This window comes from Phenylobacterium sp. (assembly GCF_041920015.1).
In the GTDB taxonomy this organism is placed as follows: domain Bacteria; phylum Pseudomonadota; class Alphaproteobacteria; order Caulobacterales; family Caulobacteraceae; genus Phenylobacterium.
The window spans coordinates 46563-71028 of the sequence record NZ_JAYRST010000003.1; the positions used below are offsets into that span (position 1 = coordinate 46563).

General features: G+C 68.3%; 23 protein-coding genes. 10 read left to right on the plus strand and 13 right to left on the minus strand.

Annotated elements, in window-relative coordinates:
* Positions 1-1180 precede the first annotated feature (1180 nt).
* Complete coding sequence (locus tag ACE3TL_RS01405; protein ID WP_374576871.1) at positions 1181-1990, minus strand: hypothetical protein; 810 nt, start codon at positions 1988-1990, stop codon at positions 1181-1183.
* Between the two features lie 353 nt (positions 1991-2343).
* Here ACE3TL_RS01405 and ACE3TL_RS01410 point away from each other — a divergent pair, with 353 nt between their 5' ends.
* The gene (locus ACE3TL_RS01410; RefSeq protein WP_374576872.1) at positions 2344-2763 is read left to right on the plus strand and encodes a hypothetical protein; all 420 of its coding nucleotides are present in this window, start codon (positions 2344-2346) and stop codon (positions 2761-2763) included.
* Here the strand turns inward: ACE3TL_RS01410 and ACE3TL_RS01415 are convergent.
* Positions 2757-3488: a hypothetical protein gene (locus ACE3TL_RS01415; RefSeq protein ID WP_374576873.1), complete on the minus strand. Its 732-nt coding sequence runs from the start codon at positions 3486-3488 to the stop codon at positions 2757-2759. The genes ACE3TL_RS01410 and ACE3TL_RS01415 overlap by 7 nt on opposite strands.
* 235 nt (positions 3489-3723) lie before the next feature.
* Between ACE3TL_RS01415 and ACE3TL_RS01420 the strand changes: the two genes are divergently transcribed.
* Entirely contained in the window at positions 3724-4086 is a 363-nt protein-coding gene (locus ACE3TL_RS01420; protein WP_374576874.1) for a hypothetical protein, read from the plus strand.
* A 28-nt stretch (positions 4087-4114) separates the two neighbouring features.
* Here ACE3TL_RS01420 and ACE3TL_RS01425 read toward each other — a convergent pair whose 3' ends face one another.
* The 6 genes from ACE3TL_RS01425 to ACE3TL_RS01450 all read right to left on the minus strand — a co-directional run bounded on the left by ACE3TL_RS01425 (position 4115) and on the right by ACE3TL_RS01450 (position 8627).
* The gene (locus ACE3TL_RS01425) at positions 4115-6025 is read right to left on the minus strand and encodes a portal protein (RefSeq protein WP_374576875.1); all 1911 of its coding nucleotides are present in this window, start codon (positions 6023-6025) and stop codon (positions 4115-4117) included.
* A 205-nt stretch (positions 6026-6230) separates the two neighbouring features.
* Entirely contained in the window at positions 6231-6923 is a 693-nt protein-coding gene (locus tag ACE3TL_RS01430) for an RES family NAD+ phosphorylase (protein WP_374576876.1), read from the minus strand.
* The gene (locus ACE3TL_RS01435) at positions 6920-7360 is read right to left on the minus strand and encodes an antitoxin Xre/MbcA/ParS toxin-binding domain-containing protein (protein WP_374576877.1); all 441 of its coding nucleotides are present in this window, start codon (positions 7358-7360) and stop codon (positions 6920-6922) included. The genes ACE3TL_RS01430 and ACE3TL_RS01435 overlap by 4 nt, the downstream gene beginning before the upstream one ends.
* A gap of 229 nt (positions 7361-7589) precedes the next feature.
* Positions 7590-7958: a hypothetical protein gene (locus ACE3TL_RS01440; protein ID WP_374576878.1), complete on the minus strand. Its 369-nt coding sequence runs from the start codon at positions 7956-7958 to the stop codon at positions 7590-7592.
* On the minus strand, positions 7955-8254 hold the full coding sequence (locus ACE3TL_RS01445) for a hypothetical protein (protein WP_374576879.1): 300 nt from the start codon (positions 8252-8254) through the stop codon (positions 7955-7957). The genes ACE3TL_RS01440 and ACE3TL_RS01445 overlap by 4 nt, the downstream gene beginning before the upstream one ends.
* A 187-nt stretch (positions 8255-8441) precedes the next feature.
* Positions 8442-8627 carry a hypothetical protein gene (locus ACE3TL_RS01450; protein ID WP_374576880.1) on the minus strand — a complete coding sequence of 62 codons (186 nt, stop codon included), beginning with the start codon at positions 8625-8627 and terminating at the stop codon, positions 8442-8444.
* 229 nt (positions 8628-8856) lie between these two features.
* Between ACE3TL_RS01450 and ACE3TL_RS01455 the strand changes: the two genes are divergently transcribed.
* A complete protein-coding gene (locus ACE3TL_RS01455) occupies positions 8857-9195 on the plus strand; it encodes a MarR family winged helix-turn-helix transcriptional regulator (RefSeq protein WP_374576881.1) in 339 nt (112 codons plus the stop codon).
* A complete protein-coding gene (locus tag ACE3TL_RS01460; protein ID WP_374576882.1) occupies positions 9192-10622 on the plus strand; it encodes an MFS transporter in 1431 nt (476 codons plus the stop codon). Before ACE3TL_RS01455 ends, ACE3TL_RS01460 begins: the two co-directional genes overlap by 4 nt.
* Here ACE3TL_RS01460 and ACE3TL_RS01465 read toward each other — a convergent pair.
* The gene (locus tag ACE3TL_RS01465) at positions 10619-11971 is read right to left on the minus strand and encodes a dicarboxylate/amino acid:cation symporter (protein WP_374576883.1); all 1353 of its coding nucleotides are present in this window, start codon (positions 11969-11971) and stop codon (positions 10619-10621) included. The two genes, ACE3TL_RS01460 and ACE3TL_RS01465, sit on opposite strands and share 4 nt — an antisense overlap.
* Positions 11972-12339: 368 nt before the next feature.
* Here ACE3TL_RS01465 and ACE3TL_RS01470 point away from each other — a divergent pair, with 368 nt between their 5' ends.
* The 4 genes from ACE3TL_RS01470 (at position 12340) to ACE3TL_RS01485 (ending at position 15987) form a co-directional block, all read left to right on the plus strand.
* Entirely contained in the window at positions 12340-13173 is an 834-nt protein-coding gene (locus ACE3TL_RS01470; protein ID WP_374576884.1) for a flagellin, read from the plus strand.
* 183 nt (positions 13174-13356) lie between these two features.
* Positions 13357-14349: an ATP-binding cassette domain-containing protein gene (locus ACE3TL_RS01475; protein WP_374576885.1), complete on the plus strand. Its 993-nt coding sequence runs from the start codon at positions 13357-13359 to the stop codon at positions 14347-14349.
* A 3-nt stretch (positions 14350-14352) separates the two neighbouring features.
* Positions 14353-15180, plus strand: coding sequence for an ABC transporter permease (locus ACE3TL_RS01480; protein WP_374576887.1), 828 nt, complete (start codon positions 14353-14355; stop codon positions 15178-15180).
* Between the two features lie 3 nt (positions 15181-15183).
* Complete coding sequence (locus ACE3TL_RS01485) at positions 15184-15987, plus strand: ABC transporter permease (protein WP_374576889.1); 804 nt, start codon at positions 15184-15186, stop codon at positions 15985-15987.
* 137 nt (positions 15988-16124) lie between these two features.
* On the opposite strand, the gene ACE3TL_RS01490 is transcribed toward ACE3TL_RS01485, so the two are convergent.
* Positions 16125-17132 (minus strand): NAD(P)H-dependent flavin oxidoreductase, encoded by a 1008-nt coding sequence (locus tag ACE3TL_RS01490; protein WP_374576890.1) that lies wholly within the window; start codon positions 17130-17132, stop codon positions 16125-16127.
* Between the two features lie 128 nt (positions 17133-17260).
* On the opposite strand from ACE3TL_RS01490, the gene ACE3TL_RS01495 reads away from it, so the two are divergent.
* Both ACE3TL_RS01495 and scpA read left to right on the plus strand, forming a co-directional pair.
* Positions 17261-18688, plus strand: a complete 1428-nt coding sequence (locus tag ACE3TL_RS01495) for a methylmalonyl-CoA mutase family protein (RefSeq protein WP_374576891.1) — start codon at positions 17261-17263, stop codon at positions 18686-18688.
* Entirely contained in the window at positions 18685-20835 is a 2151-nt protein-coding gene (gene scpA, locus ACE3TL_RS01500) for a methylmalonyl-CoA mutase (RefSeq protein ID WP_374576892.1), read from the plus strand. The genes ACE3TL_RS01495 and scpA overlap by 4 nt, the downstream gene beginning before the upstream one ends.
* A gap of 6 nt (positions 20836-20841) precedes the next feature.
* Here the strand turns inward: scpA and ACE3TL_RS01505 are convergent, their stop codons facing one another.
* The 3 genes from ACE3TL_RS01505 to ACE3TL_RS01515 form a co-directional block, all read right to left on the minus strand.
* A complete protein-coding gene (locus tag ACE3TL_RS01505; RefSeq protein WP_374576893.1) occupies positions 20842-21264 on the minus strand; it encodes a DUF4112 domain-containing protein in 423 nt (140 codons plus the stop codon).
* 230 nt (positions 21265-21494) lie between these two features.
* Positions 21495-24065 carry a polar localization protein TipN gene (locus ACE3TL_RS01510; protein WP_374576894.1) on the minus strand — a complete coding sequence of 857 codons (2571 nt, stop codon included), beginning with the start codon at positions 24063-24065 and terminating at the stop codon, positions 21495-21497.
* A gap of 152 nt (positions 24066-24217) precedes the next feature.
* Positions 24218-24457, minus strand: coding sequence for a hypothetical protein (locus ACE3TL_RS01515; protein WP_374576895.1), 240 nt, complete (start codon positions 24455-24457; stop codon positions 24218-24220).
* Positions 24458-24466: the final 9 nt, after the last annotated feature.

The following is a 24466-nucleotide window of genomic DNA, read 5'->3' on the forward strand; positions in this document are numbered from 1 at the left end:
AGAGCCGCGCGGCGGTGGTCAGAGCGCCGCCAGGCGGCGGCTCTGTGGGGGCGTCGTCCCTACCGGCGCTTGGCCGACCAGTCGATCAGCCCGGCTCGGAAGCCGAGCCTCGCCCGGCCGGCGATATTCGGAATAGGGATTGCTGTCGTAGATGGACTGCAACATATCGGCCAAGAGCCAGCATGCGACGCCACGGACCGATGGGAATGTCTGTCGCTTCCAGAGCCTGGATCATGGCTTCCTTCGAAAAAGGAACATGTGCTGGTTGAGGAGATCGGACAGGCATCCCATAGGCGAGGATCGTTGCGCCGGCGCATCCACTTGTGCCTGGCCATCTCATCTCTCACGCCGCCGACGGCCAACAGCCGACAACCTCCAAAGTCAGGACCTTGCCGGCCTGCAGCAGTTGCTCGTCCAGTTGGTCGGCGAGACGCTCTGTTGACGCTCTACAATAGAAACTCCGGTTTAGACGCGAGCACCTTCCAAGATTCAATCGGCACATGCCATGCATCGAGACAGCGATTTTTTGCGATATCCACCGTCTCGAACCAATAGTCTTTCTCAAAGATCGATGCATCACGGCTAGAGAATAGATATACTTGCGCATCACCATCCTCGCTCTCGATTACGATGCGCTTCCACGGCCCATCCTCAGCTCCGTGGCTTTCGAAATATTCGACCAATACGACACTCCCAAAGCTGACGGCGTTTCTACCGAAGGGATGCCGCAATCATAGCACAAAGGAAGAACAATCAACAGCAGGAAATCCATTCGCCACCGCCGGCGCGGATCTATTTCTTGAAGAAGAACATGTGCTTATCGAGCAAATCCGAAGGACCTCCCTTCAGAGGCGCGCTCTCTAGATGGAAATGTGGCTCATAGGCCTTATGCCCCTTGAGGTCCATTCGTAGCTGGGCGGAGCCGTCCTGGCTCCGAGCCACGAAATTGCGCGGCGTGCTTTTTATGACTTCTCCTCGGCCGAATACGTCTTCGACCGCCCTCGCCGCCCTGTTGATGCGCACCCGGCTCGCCAGGCCGCGCACCATGCCGGCGACCAGCGGCGCACCTGCCGCCGCTCGTCGTCGAAAGCCTGCTGCTCCGGCGTCAGGTAACCGCGCTTGCGGGGCGCCTGGGCCAGCATGACCCGGTCGCCCGGCGTCAAGATCACCGCCCCCGACATCAACGCGCCCGCAGGGCTTGATCGTTGCGCCGGCGCATCCACTCGCGCGTGGCCATCTCATCGCGCACGCCGCCGCCGGCGCCGCCCGAACCGCTCACCTGGACAGCCGGGCGCACGGCCTGGAGTTGCTCGGCCTGGCGGGTGGTTTCCTGGCGCTTGGCCGCCTCGTCGCCCAGATGCGCACGGTGCAGGATCTTCCACAGCCGCGGATCGGCCACCTCGCGCAGTTCCTCCAGCGTCACGCCGAAGGCCGCCGCATACTCCACCAGCCTGGTCGCCACCTCCGGCGACCAGCCGTCGATCTCCGAAGCCAGGATCTTCCCGGTCTGCATCAGTTGCTCGGCCATTTCGCGTTCGGCCTGCTGACGGGCGCGGTATTCGCTCTGGGTCAGCGACCAGGCGAAACGGTCGCGCGCCTCGGCCAGACGCTGGTACTGGCTCCACAGATGCTGGGCCGTCTGCGGATTCTCCTCGCCCAGAACATCCCAATCGATCTCTTCCAGGTGCTGGATCTGACTGTCGATCGCCGCCAGGTTCGCCCGGTCGGCCAGAGTCGCCTGCATCAGCTCCCGCTCGGCGGCCAGGCCGCTACGGTCGCGGTCGATCCCGCGCCGATGCTCGGCCAGTTCCTCCAGCTTCCGCGCATAGTCCGCATTGGCCAGAAAAGCGCCCGAGAGCGCCCGCGGAATACGATAGAGCTGGCCCTCGTGTTCGACCTCATCGGTCTCGTCGTCCGGAACCTCGGGCGGCTGGCCCGTCATCCGGGCGTGCGAAAGCTCGCCGAAAATCGACGCATCGTCTCTTTGCATGTTGTCCTCTGGATGCCGCCTCGCCGCGCGAGGCCTTGCCTGGCGGGACGCCGCACGCCCCGCGTCTTACCGCTGCGCGATCAGCGAAGCGGGGGAAAGGATCGACCGCGCCGGGTTCGGCCCCGCGCATCTCTCCCCGATATCAATATCCTCCCAAAATCCCCGCGGATGTCAAGAACAAAATGGGAACATTTCTTGTGACGTCTCGGCGTACGAACTCGATCCCATCGCCAATGCCGCCAATCCGTCGGGCAAGGGCCGCGAACGCCGCGCCCCTATCGCGACTTGCCGAGACAGCAAGGCCAATCCAGAACAATTGGGGAACTACACGTTCAGCCTGAGTTCCACCAAGCATGCGTTCGCCGCCATCCCCCTTCTGGCTTCCCGCGCTTTGCGCGATAGCGTTTCTGGCGCTGTTTGCGCTCGGGTTGTGGGCGCCGCCCTGGTTCGTCCCGCCGGTCGTCCTGGCCTGGACCTATGGACTGACGGCGCTCACTACGGCGACGGTTGTCACCACGATCCGAGCCGTCGCCGCCCGCGTCCGTGGAAGCCGCGTCAAACGCATTGCGCTCTGGGTCATCGCCACGCCGACCGTGACGGCCACCCTCTTGCTTGCCCTTCTGACTCCGTTCGTCAACGGAGCCGAGGATGACTTTGGAGCCCTTCTCCTGCTCTTGATGGTGTCGCTGTTTGGTGTCGCTGTGTGCGGTCTGGCGATCCTGCTCGTCCTCGCCGCCTTGCCTGCGCGAGCCTCCAATAAGGCGCCTCAGTAGCCGAACATCAGGAAGCGGTCGCCAAGCCGATCTCCCACATCTTCTGCTACCCTGGTGACGGCTTGGCCCAGGGTGGTCGATCCAAACCCGGAACCAAGCAAACGGCGCGAACGCTGCAGATCAGCGGACATTCCGCCCTCGCCCAAGCGAGTCTCATTGCCCCACGTGTCGTAACCCGCCGAAGGTCGGCGGCCTGTTGAGCGTTCATAGGAGTCAGCCGCAAAGCTGTTCGAATTTGTGCCGGCGCCATAGAGATTTCCACCCCGGTTGACACCCGCCGAATATGCTTGAGCAGGGCGGACAACCTCTTTCGCAGTCCGCCCCGGCACAAAGGTCTCGGCGACCAGCTTCGTACCTCGGCGATAATCGTCACTCCGCGATGCAGGTCGAATCTCGCTCGTCACCTTGAGCTGCCCGCGGAGCCCCTCGTCGAAGCCCGCGCGCGAGGGAATGAGCTGGGTAGGGCCGCCTTTCGCAACAATAGGTTCTCCCCCATCCTCATACTGGACATACGTATGATCTGGCGTAATCGCCTCTACGAAGCTCGGCAACTTAACCCCAAAACGGTCTTCGAGAATGTCGTATCCTCGAAGTTGCACACGCGTCCCACCTGGCCGTGGATTGGTTTCGGGAACCGGCGCAGCTCGCCTCCACTGAATGGCGGCGCTCAAGTCGATAGGGGAGAGCAGAATGCTCTGTAGCGGGTGGACTCGCGATCCAGCCATGGGAATCTCCTAGTTGAATCTCGCCAGCCTTCAGCAGCGAAACCTGATTGGATCTTGGTTTTGGGGTGGCGCCGAACAGACTGCGGTTCAGCCTCGATTTGGCTGGCCGCACGAGCCTCGATTTCACAAACTTGACCGCGGTAAAGGGCGAGAACAAAGATGGAATATCCATACTGAGGCGTCTTCAATGAAGCGATTTTGGCTCCCACTGCTCTGCGCTTTGGCGCTGGTCGCCATGTCGATTCTGGGCCTGTCGGCGGCATGGATGGATGGGACCATCTGGGAAACCGCTCTTGGCTTGGTGATGTTGGCGCTCGTCCTGGCGATGGTCGGCACGATGATCTGGGCGGTGGCCGAGCGCGTCCGGGGAAGCCTGGTCAAGAACATCCTGCTTTGGATTGTCGCCGTCCCGACCGTGCTGGGCGCTCTCTCGTTCGTCGGGCTTACGATCGCCACCGTCGCTACGCCGTCAAGCGGCGGCGGCGACATGGGGCTTGTCTTGATCCCCCTGTTCCTGATCGTGCTGGGCGGGCTTGGTATCCTGCTCATCCTAGCCGCCCTGCCCAAACGGGCGAGCGGCGCATCGCGGACGGGCTGAAGGTTCGCCCCAGCGATCGACCCGCATATCACCCTGGCGGCGGCGACTTGCCCTCCGCCAGCGCGCCCATCACCCGCATCCGGTTGGTCTCGGCCTCGAAGGCCTCGATCTCCAGCCGCTGCGCGGCGTGCGCGCCGTCCTGCTCCAGGGCGGCGATCTTCTGCTGGGCGGCCTGCAGCGCCTGGACCAGCTTGGCCATCTGCACCTGGGCCTGCTCGACCTCTGGCCTCGCCCCCTTGATCTGTGCGGGCAGCATGGCGCTCAGGCGCTGGGCGATCTCATCGGCGCCGGGCCAGTCGAGGTTGCGGGCCAGCAGGTCGCCGATCATCGGGGCGGCCGGCGGATAGGCGCGGATCAGCTCGATCATCTGGGTCGCCGCCTCCTCGCGGCGGCTGGTGAAGCTCGGCCCCGAGCGGACGGTGACGTCGTACTTGCCCGCGCCCAGGTCGTAGATCTTCTCGATCTGACGCATCTGGCCCGCCGCATCTGCGGCCTGCGCCTGGAACCTCTGGTTCACCGGCGCCATCTGCGCCTCCCCGCTCGGCCCCAGCACCCGCAGCACCCGCGGCGTCGAATAGACCTTGGGGATCAGGTCGATGAGGATGCGGCCCGCATGGCGGATCGCCCGCGACAGGTTGTCGATATAGTGGAAGGTCGAAACGTCCCCTTCCCGCTGCCTGGCCATGATCGCCCGGCCCGAAGTCTCGTTCGACCGCGCGCCCAGGCTGGCGTCGTGCAGCCCCATGATCGACTTCATGTCGTCGCCGGCGTGCAGGGCCTCCTGGATCGCCCCGACCGGAACGCCGGCGAACGACTGGCGCATCGGCGGTTCGGGTCCGTCATATTCGATATAGGCGTGGGTCTGGGTATTGGCGCTCGCCCACTTCGCCGCGTCGGTCTCGAAGGCGCCCTTGCGGCCGATGAACGGGGTCTTGGGCGCCAGGGCGACCAGCTCGGTCGACACCGTGCGCCAGTAGTTGAACATCCGCTGCGGGTCCTTGGCGTCGCGCACCAGGCTGCGCAGCCGGCGGCGACCGTCGACGTGCAACTCCTCGCCATAGACCGGGACGATGGGAATGTACTTGCCGGCCCAGTCGACGGTTTCCAGCACCTCGGCGCCGCTCATGATCCGCTGGACCACCCGATGCGAGGGAACCTGCCGTGGCCGGCCGACGACACTGACGCCAAGGGCGTCGAACATCGCCTTCTGCTGTTCGTAGATGTCCTGGGTCACCACCTGCCCGTCCGACAGCGCCAGGATCGAGCGGGTCGTCGCCTCGCGCCGCCAGTATTCGGCCACCGTCACCTGGTCGCCCTCGCGCCACGCATCGGCGGGGCCGCCATAGGAATCGGCCTCCCAGTCGAACGCTTCCGCCCCCTTCCAGCGCGCCGCGAACTCGGCCTTCGGCATCGCATCCACCACGAAGGCGGTGTTCCAGTCCGAGGAGTCCGCCGCGGTCGAGGCCGGGTCGCCATAGATCGAGAACGGGTTGGCCACCCGTTCGATCACCAGGTCCTGGTCGAAGGCCTCGTCGCTGGCGTAGCGGGTGTTGATGCGGAAATAGCCGAACCCGCCCGTCACCGCGAAATCCAGCGCGGTGTCGTAGGCCACCTCGGCGTCCGAGCTCTGCTCGATGTTGCGGATCAAGCCGTTGAACACCTCGGCGGTCTCGGGATCGGCGCTGCTGTCGACCGGATGGCAGGTGATCGACGGCTTGTTCAGCCGCGCGTCGTTCACCACCTGGCGGATGAAGGCCGGCAGGCGGTTGATGGTCAGGCAGGGCCGCCCGTCCAGTTCCCGGTCGCGCCGGATCGCCGCCGGCCACTGCTCACCCAGCCGCGCAAAGCGGATGTCGTCCAGCGCCTCGCGCCGGTTCTCGGCCTCGTGCTCGCGCGCAAGGTCGAACGCCGCGCGGGCGTCCTTGATGATGTCGCTCATGGAACTCCTTCGGCGGTCAGGGCCAGCCGCAAGTGCTTGGAACGCGCCGGACGCCAGCGGATCGGCGGCCCCAGGCCCAGCGCTTGAGATCGGTCGCCGCCTGGCGGCCTCCCGGCCGCCGACACATGGCGCAGTCGCAATCCCCGCCAATAGGAAAATGATCGCTCATTTCCCGGCGAAGATCAAGAACAAAATAGGAACAATTCTAACGCTTCACCAGACTGAGCTTCAGCACAGTCAGATCGCCGCTGGCGTCCCAGACATACTCGTAGTGAGCGCCCTGCCCGATCGGCAGCGGCAGGGCCGCCGGCCGGAAGATCACCACGTTCACGCCGCCGTCCCGGCGCACGCTGTCGAAGACGAAGCCGTCTTCGCCCGGCTCGGCGTAGGGCCAGCGCCGCTCGCGTGCGAAGGCCTGCGAGCGGCCATAGTCCGAAGCCGCATAAAGCTCAGGATGCGAGGCCTGGGCGCCGCGCAGATCGAGCAGGTCCGCGTCCAGCCGCACGACCAGCTCACGCATCTGAATCCGCGCCGGAAAGCCGGCCGCCGAAGCCCGCAGCCGCCGTTCGTGGTGATAGAGCGTCTCTGCGAGCGCCGTCTGCAGGTCGGTCGCGGCGTACCATGCCCCCAGGTCCCCGTCGGAGAACCGCCCGCCCTCCGGCGCGCAATGCAGGAAGGCGGCCATGGCCAGCGAGGCGGTCGGCCCTGACGCGATCCCGCCTTCCGGCAGCGCCTCGAGCCGCGCATGGCTGCGCGCATTGGTCAGGTCTTCGAGCAGGAACGCGACCCGCAGTTCCTCCTCGTTCGCCGCGATGTCGTCGAACACGCCGACGGTCGGAAAGCGCGAAGCGATCAGCCGGTGCGTGCGCGCCTGGACGCGCGAACGCTGGAAACTCATTTCACCCCGCGCCAGGCGTCCAGATAGCGGCGCACCTCATGCAGGCCGCCGATCCCGCCCTCGGCCATCAGTTCCAGTGGGCTGCGGTCGCCGAACGGCGCATCCTGGTTCGCCGCCTTCAGCCAGCGCACGCCGGCCGCATCGTCAGCGAACACCAGCCGCAACCCCTTCAGGACGCCCAGAACCAGCGAAATCCGCTCGAGCTGGTCGCGCCCCAGCACCACCGCCTTGCCCGATTTCCAGTTGTGGTAGGTCTGGCGCGAAATCCCGCCCAGGATCGCCTGGCGGTCCTCGACCTTCAGGTCCCACAGGTCGCAGGCCCGGACGAACAGCGCCACCGCCGGCGCCGACAGCCGCCGCCGCGCCTGCGCCCCGTTCAGCCCGTCCAGGCTGAGGGGCGTCTCTGGCCGTTCATCGACGCGAGCGGCTTGCGCCACGATCTTCTCCATCCAATCTTGGATCGAATGTATAATCTTGGACGCGAAACTTCAAGGCGCGGCCGGCGCCGGGCACCTGAACGGCAGGTCCGCTCCGCCCGCCTGCGCCCAGCGGCAGATCCGCGCCACGGCGGCCCAGCCCCGCTCGCCCCAGGCCTCGACCGCCGCATCGTGCTCGGCCAGGGCGTTGTCGCTGACCAGCGCCTCGGGCGCCAGGAGCGGCTTGGCCTCAACCCTCAGGTCGGCACTCGGCGGGTAGGCGGTCAGCCGAGGTTCCCTGCTGGCGCAACTGCACGCAAGCGCGGCGCAACCGGCCAGGGCCAGGCTTCTCATCGGGCGCGGACTGGATCGCATGGGACTGTTCCTCTTGGGCTGACGTGATGCGGTGAGCGTCCTCGGCGCGCTCGCCAGCCGCCGCGGCGTTGGCCCGGCCGACGCGCTCGACCGCAGGGATCGCGGCGACGGCCTGGCGGCGCTTCTCGATCTGCGCGCCCGAGCACTGGCCCAACAGAAACACCGGCCCGGCGATGACCGCCGCGCCAACCAGCCCCGACCACCAGGTCCGCGCGGCCATGCGGACGAGCGTCCAGGCGATCATCGCCAGCCTCCGGCCTGCAACGCCGCCTGGAACGTCTCGGCATAGCCCGCGATCAGTTCGGCCTTGTCGGTTCCGTTGACACATTTGCGCGCAGCGACGAACTGCTCGCGCCGCGCGAGCGCTGGCAGGAACAGCCGCAACCCCTTGCCGGTGAACCAGCCGCCCTCCAGCCCCGCGACCAGGATGCGCGCCGACACCTGCGGATCGAGCGCCAGGTCGTAGTCGGCCGTCAGCGCGCCATTCAGCCCCAGTTCGCGATCGGCGCGCTCGTAGTTCTCATCCCAGGTCAGTTGCACATCGCCGCGCCCATAGGCGACCTGACCGCCGTTGCGCCCCGGCTTGCCATAGGGCCGCCGGCCTCGGGCGTGGAGAAGGCCCCGCCTGGCGCACGCAGGCCATCGCCGATCTCCAGCGCTCCGCGCGAGCCGCCCTGGCCAGCGCTCTGCGGGCCCGGCGTACGCTCGAATCCTAGAGATTCCAGGTCTAGGCGCCACGCGGCCCGCACGCCGGGCGCCAACCGCGCTCCTCCTCACGCCGCGCGCGGATGGCGTCATGCAGCAGGTCGGCCAGTTCGAGCATCTGGTCCCGCGACAGCCGCCGGGTCGCGCCCCGCATCTCGCGCCTGAGCAAGTCCATCTGGGGTCGGGGCAGTTCGTGTCTGAACGCCATCGCTGTCATCCTCCGGCGCCTCCCTTCACCTCCTGAACGAGACTCCCTCGCAGATGTTCCCGTTTACCGGGAATGGTTGACCTCCCGCACGCGACGCGCCTAGATATAGTTAGTTAGCCTAACTAATAAGATGCCCATCTCCTCCGATCCCGCCATCCTTGCCGAAGCGCTCCGCGCGCCCCTCCTGCAAGTCTCCCGACGCTTGCGCCAGGAGGCCCAGCGTGTCGGCATGTCCGCCCTCGACGCCCTGTTGCTGGGCCACGTGCGCAAGCGGCCGGGCGTGACGGCGTCCGAGCTCGCCGACATCGAGCGCATGACCCGGCCCAGCATGAGCAGCCACATCAAGCGCCTCGAGGCCGCAGGCTGGATCACGCGCTCGGGCGACCGGGCCGACGGCCGCCGCGCCGACCTCCAGATCACCCCGGCCGGGGAGGCGCAGCTCGCCGCCATCCGCCAGAGCCGCAACGACTGGCTCGCCGCCCGCCTGGCGCGCCTCGATCCCGACGCCCGCGCCGCCTTGGCCGCCGCCCACGAGCCGCTGCTCCAACTGCTGAGTCTGGAACCATGAGTCCCGTCAACGACGCCCTGGCGGCCCAAGGCTCGGCGACCCGCCGCGGCTGGCTGATCCCCGCCATCATCGGCTCGGCCATGCTGATGCAGACGATGAACGCCACTGTCATCGCCAACGCCCTGCCGACCATGGCCGTGGCCCTGGACGAGCCGCCCCTGCGCCTGAACCTGGCCATCACCATGTATCTGCTGGCCTCGGCGGTTTTCCTGCCGATCAGCGGCTGGGTGGCCGACAAGTTCGGCGCGCGCCGGATCTTCGTGCTGTCGATGATCCTCTTTGCCGCGTCCTCAGCCGCCTGCGGCTTCGCCCAGGACCTGACCCAGCTCGTCATCGCCCGCGTCTTTCAGGGCGCGGCCGGGGCGATGATGGCCCCCGTCGGCCGCCTGGTCCTGTTGCGCACCACGCCCAAGGAGGAACTGGTCGGGGCGATGTCGGTGATGACCATGCCGGCCCTGCTCGGCCCGGTCATCGGCCCCATCGTCGGCGGCGCGATCGTCACCTTCGCCGACTGGCGCTGGATCTTCTTCCTGAGCATGCCTGTGGCCGTGGTCGGCGTGTTCCTGGTCCTGCGCTACGTGCCCGACGTACGCGAGCAGGACGTCTCGCCCATCGACGTGAAGGGCGCGCTCCTCACCGGCCTTGGCCTCGCCGCCCTCATCTTCGGCTTCGAGAACCTCGGCCGCGCCATGCTGCCGCCGCTCGGCGTCGCCGGCCTGTTCGCGAGCGGCGCCCTGGCCCTGACGCTCTACTGGCGCCACGCCCGGAACAACCCGCACGCGGTCCTCGATCTCTCGGTCTTCCGGCTGCAGACCTTCTCGGCCTCGGTGATCGGCGGGGCCTTCATGCGCATCGCCATGGGCGCCAGCCCCTTCATGCTCGCCATGTTGCTCCAGGTGGGCTTCGGCCTCTCGGCGATCCAGGCCGGGCTGATGACCTTCATCTCCGCCGCCGGGGCCCTGGTCATGAAGACCGCCGCCCCGCCGATCCTGCGCCGCTTCGGTTTCCGCACGGTGCTGATCGTCAACGCCTTCATCGTCGCCGCCAGCTTCGCCGCCTACGGACTCTTCAAGCCGACCACGCCTCACTGGCTGATCATGCTGGTCCTGGGCGTCGGCGGCTTCTTCCGCTCCCTGCACTTCACCAGCCTCAACGGCCTGGCCTTCGCCGACATCGAGCAGGACCGCATGAGCCGCGCCTCCACCACCTCCTCGATGGCCCAGCAGCTAGTTCAGTCGATCGGCATCGGCCTGGCCGCCGGCCTGATCCACGCCTTCATGGTCGCTCGCGGCGAGGACCAGCTCACCGCCGGCGCCGTATCGCCGGCCTTCGTCGTGGTCGGGGTGGTGTCGCTGATTTCGCTGGTGTTCTTCATTCCCCTGCCACGCAACGCCGGCGACGCCCTAAACGGCCGCGGCCAGCGTTAGGCGGCACGTTCGGAGGCGCTCGCCATCTCCGCCTCGAGGTCGCCGGACGCGGCGTTGTAGACGGCCGTGTCCAGGATGCCCTCCTGCTTGGCGACCAGCGTCGGGACCAGGGCCTGGCCGGTCACGTTCACCGCCGTGCGCCCCATGTCGAGGATCGGGTCGATAGCCAGCAACAGGCCGACGCCCTCCAGCGGCAGGCCCAGGGTCGACAGCGTCAAGGTCAGCATCACCACCGCCCCGGTCAGGCCCGCCGTCGCCGCCGAGCCGATCACCGACACGAAGACGATCAGCAGATAGTCGGTCAGGTGCAGCGGCACGCCATAGAACTGGGCCACGAAGATCGCCGCCACCGCCGGATAGATCGCCGCGCAGCCGTCCATCTTGGTCGTCGACCCCAGCGGCACGGCGAAAGCCGCATAGGCGCGCGGCACGCCCAGGGCCGATTCCGTGACCGTCTGGGTGACCGGCAAGGTTCCGATCGACGAGCGGGAGACGAAGCCCAGTTGCATGGCCGGCCAGACCCCGGCGAAGAACCGCATCGGATTGAGCCCGTTAGCCAGCAGCAGGCTGGGATAGACCACCAGCAGCACCAGGCCGAGGCCGAGATAGACCGCCAGGGCGAACGCGCCGAGCTGGGCCAGCGCGTCCCAGCCGTACCGCCCGACCGCATTGCCGAACAGGCCGATGGTGCCGATGGGCGTCAGCCGGATCACCCACCAGAGGATCTTGCGCACCACCGCCAGCGCCGAGGCGTTGAACGCCAGGAACGGCTCGGCCGCTGCTCCGGACTTCAGGGCGGCGATCCCCGTCACCAGCGAGATCACCACGATCTGCAGGACGTTGAACGACAGCGTCGTCGTCGCTCCCCCGTCCGAGACCGAGGTGCTGGCCGCGATGCCCAGCACGTTCGACGGGACGAGACCGGTCAGGAAGTCGAGCCAGGACCCGGCGGTGTGCGGCGTCTGCGCCGCCGTCGCCGCCACGCTGGTGTTCACGCCCGGCTGCAGCAGCAGGCCCAGGCCGATCCCGATGCTGACCGCGATCAGGGCCGTGACCGCAAACCAGAAGAGCGTGCGCCAGACCAGGGCCGCGGCGTTCTGCAACTCCCGCAGATTGGCGATGCTGGCCACGATCGCCGTGAACACCAGCGGCGGCACCAGCACCTTCAGCAGTTGGACGAACATCGAGCCGGCCAGGCTCAGCCCCTGCGAAAGCCCATGTCCGGCTTGGCCTTCCTCGACGCCGAGGTGGCGCGCCAGCAGGCCAAGACCAAGCCCGACGGCCATGCCCGCCATGACCTGGAATCCGAAAGAGGCGAGAACGCCGCCTCGCCTGCGCGCCTGCGCCATGGACTGCTCCTACTGGGAATTGACGCCAAGCATGGTCGCCGCATGCGCCTCACGCCAGCGGTTTGAGCTGACTTCACTCTCAGAAAAGCTGAAAGCGGCCAGCGGGCCCCGCCCCACCCGGTCGGCACTTCCTGCCGGGACTGGAGCGCAGATTTTGCCGTCGAAACTCGGCAAAATTTACCATGCGCAGGCCGCGCCCCAAGCGCCCGCTCCGGTTGAACGGGCGGGGTCGCCTGAAAAATTCCTTGGTAATCAAGGGCGAGACTTCGCGGCCCGCAATCTGGCCCGCCCCTTGCTCAGGAGCTTCGCAGGCAAAACGCCTCCGGCAGTCAAAATGACGCCGGTCCCTGAGAAAAGGAACCCCGTGTATGTCGTTGAATTCGGTCAACACGAACAAGGGCGCGATGATCGCGCTCCAAAACCTGAACTCCACCAACAAGGACCTGGGCACGGTTCAGAACCGGGTGAACACCGGCCTGAAGATCGCCACCGCCAAGGACAACGGCGCCATCTGGGCCATCGCCCAGAACCAGCGCGCGGAATCGGCCTCGCTCAATTCGGTCATCTCGTCGCTGCAACGCGGCCAGTCGGTGGCCGACGTGGCGATGTCGGCCGGCACCGCCATCTCGGACATCCTCGTCCAGATGAAGGAAAAGGTCCTGGCGGCGACGGAAGCCGGTCTCTCGACCGCCTCCAAGCAGGCCCTCAGCGATGAATATCAGTCGCTGCGCGATCAGATCGACACGATCGCCAACAACGCGTCCTTTGACGGCGTCAACCTGATTTCCTCGACCGGCGTGAACAACGCGTCGATCAAGGCTATCGCCAACGCCGATGCGACCGCGACCATCGACATCGATCACATCGTTCTGTCGAAGTCGAACACCAAGATCGCCGCCACCCTCAGCACCCTGACCGGTACGGTGAACTCGGCCGACGTGAAGGAGATCGAGGACGCCATCCAGGACGTCTCCTCGGCCCTGTCGAAGCTCGGCACCGGCGCCAAGGCGCTCGACACCCACATGACCAACGTCATGAAGCTCCAGGACACCCTGGACGCGGGTATCGGCAACCTGGTGGACGCGGACCTGGCGAAGGAAAGTGCGAAACTGCAGGCCCTGCAAACCAAGCAGCAGCTTGGCGTCCAGGCGCTCAGCATCGCCAACCAGTCGTCGAGCGTCCTGCTCGGACTGTTCCGATAGGTCTGAAGAACTCTCCGAGTTCAACGGCGGCGGGAAGGGAAACCTTCCCGCCGCTTTCTTTTTATGGCCCAGGATCGACTTCAAGGTCGCGGCCGGCGCCCGAACGACGTTCGGCCAGCCGATTGACCTGGGCCAAGGCGGCGCTTAGGGTCTGCGCCTTCTTTGAAATCGCTAGGTGTCCCCATGCCCCAGATCCTGGTTCAGGACCTGGCCAAGACCTATCGCGTGGCCGAACGCGAGCCTGGCTTGCTCGGCGCCGCGCGCGGCCTCGTGCGCCGGCGGACCCGCGCGGTCGAAGCCCTGCGCGGTGTCTCCTTTTCGCTCGAAGCCGGCGAACTGCTTGGCTTCATCGGTCCCAACGGCGCGGGCAAGTCCACGACGATCAAGATCCTCTCCGGCATCCTGCGCCCGGACAGCGGCCGCGTGGAGGTCGGCGGCCTCGTCCCCTACGCCGATCGCATCGCCCACGTCTCGCGGATCGGCGTGGTGTTCGGCCAGCGCACCCAGCTCTGGTGGGACCTCCCGGTGATCGACGGCTTCGACCTGCTGCGTGACATCTACCGGGTCGATCCGGTCCGCTACGCCCGCACCCGCGACGAACTGGTCGAGATGCTTCGCCTGAAGCCTCTGCTCGACCAGCCCATCCGGCAACTCTCCCTGGGCCAGCGGATGCGTGCGGAAATCGCTGCGGCCCTGCTGCACGAGCCGGACGTGCTCTTCCTCGACGAACCCACCATCGGCCTGGACGCGCCCTCGAAGCTGGCGGTGCGCGACTTCGTCAAGCGGCTGAACCGCGAGCGCGGCGTGACCGTGCTGCTCACGACCCACGACATGCACGACATCGAGGCCCTGGCCGAGCGGGTGATCGTCATCGGTCATGGCCAGGTTCTGGCCGACAGCCCTTTCGACGCCCTGCGCAACGATGTCCTGCGCGAACGCCGCCTGATCGTCGACTTCGCCGAGGAGGCTCCGGCTATCGACCTGCCGGGCGTCGAGGTCCGCAATCGCCAGGGCCGCTCCCTGGCGCTCGCCTTCGATCCGGCCGTCGTGCCTGCGCCCCGGCTGATCGCCGCCATCACCGCAGACCATGCCGTCGACGACATCCATGTCGAGCAGCCCGCAATCGAAGAGGTGATCGCCCGCTTCTACGATCTGCATGGCGCGGCGGAGGCTTGAGCCTTGGACGCCGCACGCCCCTACGCGGCCGCCTTCGCCGCGCGGTTCATGCTCCTCCTCCAGTACCGCGCCGCGGCCCTGGCCGGCTTCGCCACCCAATGCTGGTGGGGCGGGATCAAGGTCATGGTCTACGCCGCCTTCTTCGCGGCGGCGCCGGCCGCGGCGGGCTCTCTCGGCCTTTCGCAGACCATCACCTACATCTGGCTGGCCCAGGCTCTGCTGGCGCTGGTTCCCTGGAGCGGCGATCCCGAGATCGGCCAGGCCGTGCGCAGCGGGGCGATCGGCTACGACCGGCTGCGCCCCCTCGACACCTATGGCTGGTGGTATGCGCGCGCCGCCGCCTGGATGACCGCCAGGGCCCTGCCCCGCGCCGCCCTCATGCTGGCCTTCGCCGGCGTCCTGCTGCCGCTCATCGGTCTGGAAGCCTGGTCCTGGCGCCCGCCGCAGAGCCCGCTTCAAGCCGGCCTCTTCGCCGTCTCGGTCATCCTGCTGGTGGCGCTGTCGTCGGCCTGGGTGATGCTGCTCAACCTCGCCGCGGTCCGCTTCCTCGACGAGCGCGGCGTCAACGCCCTGACCGCCTCGGCCATCATCGTCTTTTCGGGCAACCTGCTGCCCTTGCCGCTCTTCCCCGACTGGATGCAGGGCTTCCTGTTCGTCCAGCCCTTCGCGGGCATGCTCGACATTCCAGTCCGTATCTATTCAGGCGACCTGACCGGCCAGCGCGCCCTCGCCGGGCTCACCCTCCAGGCTGGCTGGACGCTCGCCTTCATCGCCCTCGGCCGGTTCTGGATGCGCCGCGTCATGGGCCGACTCCAGATGCAGGGAGGCTGAACCATGTCGGCGCTTCTGCTGCTCGCTCGCCTCTTCAGCGCCTCGGTTCGTGGCCAGATGCAATATCCCGGCTCGGCCATCGCCCTGGGCGTGGCGCAATTCTTCGCGACCATCATCGACATCCTCGCCGCCTGGGCGCTCTTCGACCGCTTCGGCCCCGTCCAGGGCTGGACCTTCGGCGACATCGCCCTCTTCTTCGGAATGGTCAGCGTCTCCTTCGCCGTCGCCGACTTCCTCAGCCGCGGTTTCGACGTCTTCGGGATCGAGTTCATCAAGACCGGGAATTTCGACCGCGTGCTGCTGCGACCGCGCTCGGCCGCCCTGCAACTGATCGGCCACGAGTTCCGCCTGTCCAGGATCGGAAGGCTGGCTCAAGGCCTTGTCGTCATTGGCCTTTCCACCAGCGCCCTGGCGCTCGACTGGGATGCCGGAAAGCTCCTGCTCGCCGCCTGGACGATCGCGGGCGGAGTCGCACTCTTCATCGGCCTGATGGTTCTGCAGGCCACCCTCGCCTTCTGGACGGTGGAGAGCCTGGAGGTCATGAACCTCCTGACCTATGGCGGCGTCCAGGCCGCGCAGTTCCCGCTCAGCATCTATGCCGGCTGGTTCCGCAATTTCCTCATATTCGTCGTGCCCCTGGGCTGCGTCGCCTACTTCCCGGTGCTGGTGCTGCTCGGCAAGCCCGACCCGCTGGGCGCGCCCGACTGGCTGCTGCCCCTCACCCCGGCGGCGGGGTTCGCCTTCCTCGGCGCGTCGCTGATCGCCTGGCGGCTCGGCGTGGCCAAGTACACCTCGACAGGCAGCTAGAGCATTTTCCGCCGAAGTGGACGCCGGTTCGGCGCAGAAAATGCTCTAAATTCAAAGAGTCTGGAGCATGATCCGATTCCATCGGAACGGATCATGCTCCAGGAAGGCCGGCCGAGCCGGCCTTCCCGCTACTCCGCCTATTCGGCCGCCATGGCCAGGGCGGCGCCGCGCGTCAGAGCGGTCTTGCGCGCCAGGTCGGCCTTGGCCGCTTCGTACTCGGCGGCCAGGCGGTCGATCATTTCGCCGGCCGTCGGAATGGCCTTCACCGCGCCGATGCCCTGACCGCAGCCCCAGATGTCCTTCCATGCCTTGGCCTTCTGGTTGCCGCCGGAGCCGAAGTTCATCTTGGAGGGGTCGGAGACCGGCAGGTTGTCCGGGTCCAGGCCCGCCGCTTCGATGGATGGGCGCAGATAGTTGCCATGCACCCCAGTGAAGAGGTTCGAATAGACGATGTCCTCGCCCGACGAGGCGACGATCATGTCCTTGTAGCCCTGCACAGCATTGGCCTCCTGCGTGGCGATGAAGGCCGAGCCGATATAGGCCAGGTCCGCGCCCATCGCCTGCGCGCCCAGGATCGCCGCGCCGTTGGCGATCGAGCCCGAAAGCGCGATCGGGCCGTCGAACCACTCGCGCAGTTCCTGCACCAGGGCGAAGGGCGACAGATGCCCCGCATGACCGCCGGCGCCCGCCGCCACCGGAATCAGGCCGTCGGCCCCCTTCTCGACGGCCTTGCGGGCGAACTTGTCGTTGATGACGTCGTGCAGGACCACGCCGCCATAGGAGTGGATCGCCGCATTGACGTCCTCGCGGGCGCCCAGCGAGGTGATGGTCACCGGCACCTTGTACTTCACCGCCATCTCGACGTCGTGCTCGAGCCGGTCGTTGGTCTTGTGGACGATCTGGTTCATCGCGAACGGCGCGGACGGCCGGTCCGGGTTCTTGCGGTCCCAGTCGGCCAGCTCTTCGGTGATCTGCGCCAGCCATTCGTCGAGCTGGCTGGCCGGGCGCGCGTTCAGCGCAGGGAACGATCCCACGATCCCCGCCTTGCATTGGGCGATGACCAGTTCCGGTCCTGAAATGATGAACAGCGGCGAACCGATGACGGGAATGCGCAGGCGCTCGGAGAGAACGGGTGGCAGGGCCATGGAGAGTCGTCCTTGAATGAATGGCGTCGATCTAATTTTTACAGCGTACACACAAAAAATCTCAAGGTGCAAGTCGTGACCCGGCGTGAACTTGACGCATCGCGCGGACAGGCCCCAATGACGGGGCGATGACCGACATTCCGACCGCCTTCGGCCCTCCCCCGACCGCCACCGCCGCCGACTGGCGCGCCCTGGTCGAAAAGACCTTGAAGGACGCACCCTTCGACAGCCTGCGCCGCACCACCGTCGAGGGCCTGCCCATCGCGCCGCTGTACGAGGCCGGAGCCGTGCCCGCCTTCCCGCTGCGGCCGCACGACGCCGACCGGCCCTGGGAGGTGCGCGCGCTCGCCCGCCGGCCCGATCCGGTCAAGGCCCGGGCCGACCTGCTGGCCGACCTGGAGGGCGGGGCCGCCTCGCTGCTGGTGCGGATCGACCCTGCGGGGGAAAACGGCGTCGCCGTGGGCTCGGCCGCCGATCTCGGCCAGGTTCTGGACAGCGTCTTCGTGGAACTGGCCGCTGTCGCCCTCGACGCCGGCTTCCTCGGTCCCAAGGCGGCCGACTGGCTCAGCGCCGCCGCCAAGAGCTCGCCCGCCGCCCTCCTTCAGTTTCACCTCGATCCGCTCGGCGCCTTCGCCGAGGCCGGTGAAAGCCCCGGCCCCATCGAGAGCCACGTCATCTCGGCCGCGACGGTCGGGGCGCGCCTGGCCGAGACCTATCCGAAGGCGACGCTGTTCCTGGCCAGCGGCCGCGTCGTGCACGAGGCCGGCGGCGGCGAGGCCGCCGAGCTGGCCTTCGCCATCGCCAGCGCGCTCGCCTACGCCAAGGCCCTGGTCCGCGCCGGCCTGCCGACAGATCAGGCCTTCGCCGCCATCCAGCTCGGCCTTTGCGCCGATGCCGACTATTTCGCCGTCATCGCCAAGCTGCGGGCGGCGCGGCGGCTCTGGGCGCGGCTCACCGGCGCCAGCGGCGCGCCCTGCCCGGCGCGGATCGAGGTCCGCAGCTCCCAGCGGATGCTGACCGTGCAAGATCCCTGGACCAACATGCTGCGCCTGACCTCCGCGGCCTTCGGCGCGGCGGTCGGCGGCGCGGACGCCGTGGTGCTGGGCGCCTTCACCGACGCCATTGGCCTGCCCACCGAATTCGCCCGCCGCCAAAGCCGCAACACCCAGCTCGTGCTGATGGAAGAGGCTCATCTCGGCCGCGTCGCCGATCCGGCCGCCGGCTCAGGCTATGTCGAGGCCCTGACCGACGAGATGGCCCGCGCGGCGTGGACGCAGTTCCAGGCCATCGAGGCCGCCGGCGGGATCGTCGCCGCGCTCGGCCAAGGCCTGATCGCCCAGGCGGTGGCCGAGGCCAACACCGCGCGCGAGGCGGCCGGCCCGCCGAAGATCGTCGGCGTCACGGCCTTCCCGCCGACGCAGGACGCGCCTGTGGAGGTCGAGCCGGCCGAACGCCATCGCGCCGAGGCGCCGTCCGCCCGCCTGCCGGGCCCCGACAGCCGCTGCCCACCGCTCGTTCCCATTCGTCTCGCCGCGCCGCATGAGGCCGCCCGATGAGCCCGTTCCCCGACTTCTCCACCCTGCCCTTCGACGCCACTCAGCCCGAGCGCGAGCCGCTCGCCGGCCCGACCTGGGAGACGCCGGAAGGCGTCGCGGTCAAGCCGTCCTACGGCCCGGCCGACATCCATGGCCTGGCGACCGGCTATCCGGGCCTGGCGCCCTTCGTGCGCGGTCCCTATCCGACCATGTACCTGACCAATCCGTGGACCATCCGCCAGTATGCGGGCTTCTCCACGGCCGAGGACTCCAACGGCTTCTATCGCCGCAACCTGGCGGCTGGTCAGATGGGCCTGTCGGTCGCCTTCGACCTCGCCACCCACCGCGGCTATGACAGCGACCATCCGCGGGTGAAGGGCGATGTGGGGATGGCGGGCGTCGCCATCGATTCCATTCTCGACATGCGCACCCTCTTCGACGGCATCCCGCTCGACAAGATGAGCGTGTCGATGACCATGAACGGGGCGGTGCTGCCGATCCTGGCGCTCTACATCGTCGCGGCCGAGGAACAGGGCGTGCCGCACGACAAGCTGTCGGGCACGATCCAGAACGACATCCTCAAGGAGTTCCTGGTCCGCAACACCTACATCTATCCGCCCGCCCCCTCGATGCGGATCATTTCGGACATCTTTTCATATACTTCGCGCGAAATGCCGAAGTTCAACTCGATCTCGATCAGCGGCTATCACATCCAGGAGGCCGGGGCGACGCTGGACCTGGAGCTGGCCTACACCCTGGCCGACGGGATCGAGTACGTGCGCGCCGGCGTCGCCGCCGGCATGAGCGTCGACCAGTTCGCCCCGCGGCTGTCGTTCTTCTGGAACGCCGGCATGAACGCCTTCATGGAGATCGCCAAGCAGCGCGCCGGGCGCCTGCTGTGGGCCAAGCTGATGAGGGACGAATTCGACCCGAAGGACTCGCGCTCGCTCTCTCTGCGCGCCCATACCCAGACCAGCGGCTGGAGCCTGGCGGCGCACGACGTCTACAACAACGTGCCCCGCACCTTGGTCGAAGCCATCGCCGCCACCGGCGGCCAGACCCAGAGCCTGCACACCAACTCGCTGGACGAGGCGCTAGCCCTGCCGACCGACTTCTCGGCTCGCATCGCCCGCAACACCCAGCTCTTCCTGCAACTCGAAAGCGGCCAGACGCGGGTGATCGATCCCTGGGGGGGCGCCTATTATGTCGAGCGGCTGACCGCCGATCTCGCCGCCCGCGCCCTCACGCACATCGCCGAGGTCGAGGCCCTGGGCGGCATGGCCAGGGCCATCGAGGACGGCCTGCCCAAGCGCCGCATCGAGGAGGCCAGCGCCCGCACTCAGGCCCGCATCGATTCCGGCCGCCAGAGCGTGATCGGCGTCAATCGCTACAAGCCGGTCGTCGCCGACGAGATCCCGGTGCTGAAGGTCGACAACTCCGCCGTGCGCGAGCGGCAACTGGAAAAGCTCGCACGCCTGCGCGCCGAGCGCGATCCGGCGGCGGTCGAGGCCGCCCTCGCCGCCCTGACCGCGGGCGCGGCCGGCAACGGCAACCTGCTGGAGCTGTCGGTCAACGCCGCCCGCGCCAAGGCCAGCGTCGGCGAGATCAGCCTGGCGCTGGAAAAGATCTTCGGCCGCCATGCCGCCGACGCCTCGGCCGTCACCGGGGTCTATCTGCGCGAGGCCGGCGCCACGCCGCAGGCCGACCGCGCCCGCGCCATGACCGAGGCCTTCCGCCAGGCCGACGGCCGCAAGCCGCGGGTAATGATCGCCAAGATGGGCCAGGACGGTCACGACCGCGGGCAGAAGGTCATCGCCTCCGGCTTCGCCGACCTCGGCTTCGACGTCGACATCGGCAACCTGTTCCAGACCCCGGCCGAGGCCGCCGCCCAGGCCGTCGCCGAGGGCGCACATGTGGTGGGCGCCAGTTCGCTGGCCGCGGGCCACCTGACCCTGGTGCCAGAACTGAGGGACGAACTGGCCAAGCTGGGCCGGCCCGACATCCTGGTGGTGGTCGGGGGCGTGATCCCCCCCGAGGACTTCCAGGCCCTGCACGAGGCCGGCGTCGCCGCCATCTTCACCCCCGGAACGGTGGTGCCGGAGGCCGCCATCGAGGTCATGGACCGCCTGAACGAACAGATGGGCTACGCCCAGCTCGAAAAGGCCTGACCCCGCTTAACCGGGCCGCACCTTCACCGCGCCGCGGCCCTTGCCGCGCCGCCCCCAGCGGGCCGGCAATTCGGCGGGGCCGTGGCGCGCCTCGATGTCCTTCTGCAAGGCGCCGGCCGCCATCAGGTGCCCTGGGAACAGAGTGTCGACCACCCAGCCCACCACCGGCGGCACGGAGGCTGCGGAGTCGAGCACCAGATAGGCGCCCATGCGCGCCAGGGTCGGCAGCGAGGCCTGGGCCATGACGCCGTGATACATCAGCAGCGCGCCGGCCCCGACGCTGTAGGCCGTCCCGGCGAACGGAACCCAGGCCAGCACGCCGTCCAGGCCGACGCCGATGGGCCCCACCCCCACCAGCCGGTCGGACAGGCGCTTGATCCGCTCGGCGGCGCGCCAGGCGCTATGAGCTCTCTCCCGATCTTCGGACATGTCGCCTCAACGTCGCAGCGCCGGAATGTTCGAGGCCGCCTAACCCCAGAGCTCTCGCTCCGGCGGATAGATCAGCGAGCCATCATAGCGCAGGCCCGGCTCGCGGTCGCGGGCCAGAAGCAGCGGCGGCCCGGTCGACATCGTCCGTCCCGCAAGCTCTCAGGCGCCGCGGGAAATGACGAAGGCCGCGGCGAGCGGCCACCGCTCCTCCCGAGCCGTCAACCGTCGGGTCAAGCCAGGTCGCCGACCGCGGCGTCGAACAGCAGATAGGTCCGCCCGGCCTCGGAGTTCAGCAGAGTCTCGGCCAGCAGCCCGCCAGGATCACGCTCCACGGCCTCTTCGATCAGGCCCTGATAGCGATGCAGATAGCCATGCACCTGGCGTTTCAAGGCCTCGTCGGTGAAGAGCTTGCGCGCCAGGCGGCGGCTGGCGGCCGGGGCCAGCCTGCGCACGATCTGGCGCGCCTGGTCGCCGTCCCGCGCCTGCAGGGCGGCCGTCACGTCCTGGATTCGCGAACGGGGCAACAGGGCGGTCGGATCGATGCCCATGGCGCCGATCTCGGCGGACAGGACCTCCTCCAAGGGGCGCTGGACGACCTCGGCCTCCTCGCCCTCCTCCAGCGAAGACAGCAAGTCCTTCCAGGTCCAACCGCCGTCTGCATCGGTCTCGTCCGGCCGGCGCCCGCCGGCCTGCTCGAAGACGCTGTTGAACTCCGCATCGGTCGCCGTCGGCGTCAGGCGAAGCCGCGCGCGGGGCGTCGTCGCCTCCGGCTCGGGCGGCGGCGGGATCGGGTCGCTCAGCTCCAGAGCGATATCGTCCACAGGATCGAGATCGTCCAGGACCGGCTCGGCCTGCGGTTCGCTCGCGTGTTCGCTCCCCTGGGCCTCCTCCATCGGCGGAGGAGCAGCGGTCTTGTCGATCGCCGCACGCAGCGAGGCGCGGGCCGGCCGCTCGCGCAGCAGCGGCGGCGGCGCAGCGGTGGTGGTCGCGACCGAGCCCATCATCCGCACCGCGTCGCTCAGCATCTCGTAATTGCGGCGCACGCGCTCCTGGAACGCTTCGTCGATGGCCTGGGTCTCGTCGGCCGTGCGCCGCGCGTGATCCATCAGTTCGTCGATGCTTTCGGCGACGGCCAGCCGCACCTCTTCGGCCTGGCCGCGTGCGGCCTGGGGCAGCTTGGCCGTCCGCTCCTCGATGTCGGCCAGCAGGGCGGTGAGTTCGCCGAGCGTCGTGCGAGCGGCCTGCGCGCCCTCGTCCAGCCGGCGGATGGTGGCGGCGCCGGCCTGCTCGACCATCGCCGCCGACTGCTCGATCAGGGCGCGGGCCTCGGCGAGCCGCGCCTCGAACACCTTGTTGGCCTGCTGGCCGGCGGTGAAGGCCGCTTCGGAAAGCTGGTCGACCTGGTCGCGGGCGCTCTCGGCGTGCCGGGCCGCGGCCTGGCGGGTTTCCTCCGCCGCGCTGGTCATGGCGGCGATGGTCGTCCGGGTCTGTTCCTCCAACCGCTGGCGTTCGGCCGCGGCGGCGGCGGCCACGGCCTCCACCGAATGCAGGGTCGATTGCCCGAATTCGTCGCGCTCGGCCTTGGCGGTTTCGGCCAGCTCGCGGAACTGTTCGCTCGCCTGGCCCATGAGCTGGCGCAGGGCCTCGCCGCCCTTCACCGCCCGGTCGCCCATCTCGGCGGCCGAGAGCCGCGCCTGGCCGACGAATTCCGAAAGCTGGGCGGCCAGGGTTTCGGCCTGGGCCGCGAAGCTCTCCTGATCGGAGCGCATGGCGTGGGAAAGGTCCATCAGCCCGGCGCGCTGCTCGCTCAGGCCCTTCTCCACGGCCCCGATCTGCTCGGTGACGCCGAGGCCAGCGTTTTCCAGCCTGGCGATATGGCGGGTCAGGTCTTCGGCCGCGGCGCGGGCCGCATCGCTGGTCTCGCCCGCCGCCGCCGCCAGATCGGCCGCGCGCGCAGCCAGGGAAGCCTCGGCCTCGCGAAGCTGAGCCTCGGCGAGATCCGAGGCCTCGCCGACCATCTTGGCCTGCCGCGCGATGGCGTCGGCGACCGCCGCCGACTGGGCGTCGAGCGTTTGGGCCAGACCGCTCAACTCGCTGCGTTCGCGGCCCAGGGTCTCGGTCAGGCTCCGGGCCGTCCGGGCCGCGTTGGCCGCGGCGGCGGCCAATTGCTCGCTGTCGCCGGCCAGGGCCTGGCGCAGCACGACCATGGTGTCGGTGGCCTCCTGGGCCGCGGCGCTGGCGCGAACGATCTCGTCGCGCACGACCTGGACCATGTCGGCGGCCTGGACGCCGGCCGCCATGGCCGGGGTGACCAACTCGTCGGCCAGCGCCTTGGCGCGCCGCGCCTCGGCCGCCAGCTTCTGGCCCTGACGGACCATGTAGGCCAACAGCCAGACCAGGGCCGCCGGGCCGATCGCCAGCATTGCAAAGACCAGGACGGCGAAGGGCTCGTAGTCGAACGGGGCGATCGAGCGGCGATACCCCCAGGCGAAGGCGATCGGCGCGCAGGCCCACAACACCGACACCACCAGGGCGGTGAGATAGACCGGCCATCCCGAGGGCTCCCCGGCGCCGATCGGGGTCAGGGCCGTGCGGGCCACGGCGGGCGGGGCCGCGCCCTGTGGGTCGCTCGAGGTCTGAGGCGGGGTGGCGGGTTTCGCCTCGACCGCCAGTTCGCCGACCGGGGGGGCGGCGAAGGCGAACGAAGGCTCGCCAGCCGGCGGCGGCGTTTCCGCGGCCGCCGAAGGTTCGCCGTCAAGCGATTGAAAATCAAAAGGTTGATGCCGCTTCTTGATCTTCATGGCCCGTGTAAGCGGCCTTCCCAGCCCTGCGGGTCCGCGCGCCCCCGACGCCCGCAACCCGTCATTAAACCCAGGGGCGAAGGATTACCGATGAACATCGGCCGCGCAAAGCACTGATCGGGCCCAATCTGCGCGCGGGCTGCGACGAAAGGTCAGGCCGGGACCATCCGCGCGCGCTGCTCGGGACAGACCTCGCGGACCATGACCGTCCCCTTGCCGGCCTTGGACGCCACGCGCGGCGCGTTACGCGGCGGGGTCGTGCGCGCGATGGTGCGTTCGGCCGGCGCCGGTTTTTCGACCTGCTGCGCCTCGAGCGTCACGCCGAAATGCGAATAGGCGGCGGCCGACGAAGAGACGACCACGGCGGCGACGATTTCGGTCAAGGTCTGCATCGGAGTTCT

Coding starts and splice junctions, on each gene's coding strand:
- ACE3TL_RS01510 (WP_374576894.1), bottom strand. CDS start 24,065: ATGAAGATCAAGAAGCGGCATCAACCTTTTGATTTTCAATCGCTTGAC.
- ACE3TL_RS01475 (WP_374576885.1), top strand. CDS start 13,357: ATGCCCCAGATCCTGGTTCAGGACCTGGCCAAGACCTATCGCGTGGCC.
- ACE3TL_RS01415 (WP_374576873.1), bottom strand. CDS start 3,488: ATGGCTGGATCGCGAGTCCACCCGCTACAGAGCATTCTGCTCTCCCCT.
- ACE3TL_RS01420 (WP_374576874.1), top strand. CDS start 3,724: ATGTCGATTCTGGGCCTGTCGGCGGCATGGATGGATGGGACCATCTGG.
- scpA (WP_374576892.1), top strand. CDS start 18,685: ATGAGCCCGTTCCCCGACTTCTCCACCCTGCCCTTCGACGCCACTCAG.
- ACE3TL_RS01465 (WP_374576883.1), bottom strand. CDS start 11,971: ATGGCGCAGGCGCGCAGGCGAGGCGGCGTTCTCGCCTCTTTCGGATTC.
- ACE3TL_RS01495 (WP_374576891.1), top strand. CDS start 17,261: ATGACCGACATTCCGACCGCCTTCGGCCCTCCCCCGACCGCCACCGCC.
- ACE3TL_RS01460 (WP_374576882.1), top strand. CDS start 9,192: ATGAGTCCCGTCAACGACGCCCTGGCGGCCCAAGGCTCGGCGACCCGC.
- ACE3TL_RS01515 (WP_374576895.1), bottom strand. CDS start 24,457: ATGCAGACCTTGACCGAAATCGTCGCCGCCGTGGTCGTCTCTTCGTCG.
- ACE3TL_RS01410 (WP_374576872.1), top strand. CDS start 2,344: ATGCGTTCGCCGCCATCCCCCTTCTGGCTTCCCGCGCTTTGCGCGATA.
- ACE3TL_RS01450 (WP_374576880.1), bottom strand. CDS start 8,627: ATGGCGTTCAGACACGAACTGCCCCGACCCCAGATGGACTTGCTCAGG.
- ACE3TL_RS01505 (WP_374576893.1), bottom strand. CDS start 21,264: ATGTCCGAAGATCGGGAGAGAGCTCATAGCGCCTGGCGCGCCGCCGAG.
- ACE3TL_RS01405 (WP_374576871.1), bottom strand. CDS start 1,990: ATGCAAAGAGACGATGCGTCGATTTTCGGCGAGCTTTCGCACGCCCGG.
- ACE3TL_RS01470 (WP_374576884.1), top strand. CDS start 12,340: ATGTCGTTGAATTCGGTCAACACGAACAAGGGCGCGATGATCGCGCTC.
- ACE3TL_RS01430 (WP_374576876.1), bottom strand. CDS start 6,923: ATGAGTTTCCAGCGTTCGCGCGTCCAGGCGCGCACGCACCGGCTGATC.
- ACE3TL_RS01425 (WP_374576875.1), bottom strand. CDS start 6,025: ATGAGCGACATCATCAAGGACGCCCGCGCGGCGTTCGACCTTGCGCGC.
- ACE3TL_RS01440 (WP_374576878.1), bottom strand. CDS start 7,958: ATGATCGCCTGGACGCTCGTCCGCATGGCCGCGCGGACCTGGTGGTCG.
- ACE3TL_RS01485 (WP_374576889.1), top strand. CDS start 15,184: ATGTCGGCGCTTCTGCTGCTCGCTCGCCTCTTCAGCGCCTCGGTTCGT.
- ACE3TL_RS01455 (WP_374576881.1), top strand. CDS start 8,857: ATGTCCGCCCTCGACGCCCTGTTGCTGGGCCACGTGCGCAAGCGGCCG.
- ACE3TL_RS01490 (WP_374576890.1), bottom strand. CDS start 17,132: ATGGCCCTGCCACCCGTTCTCTCCGAGCGCCTGCGCATTCCCGTCATC.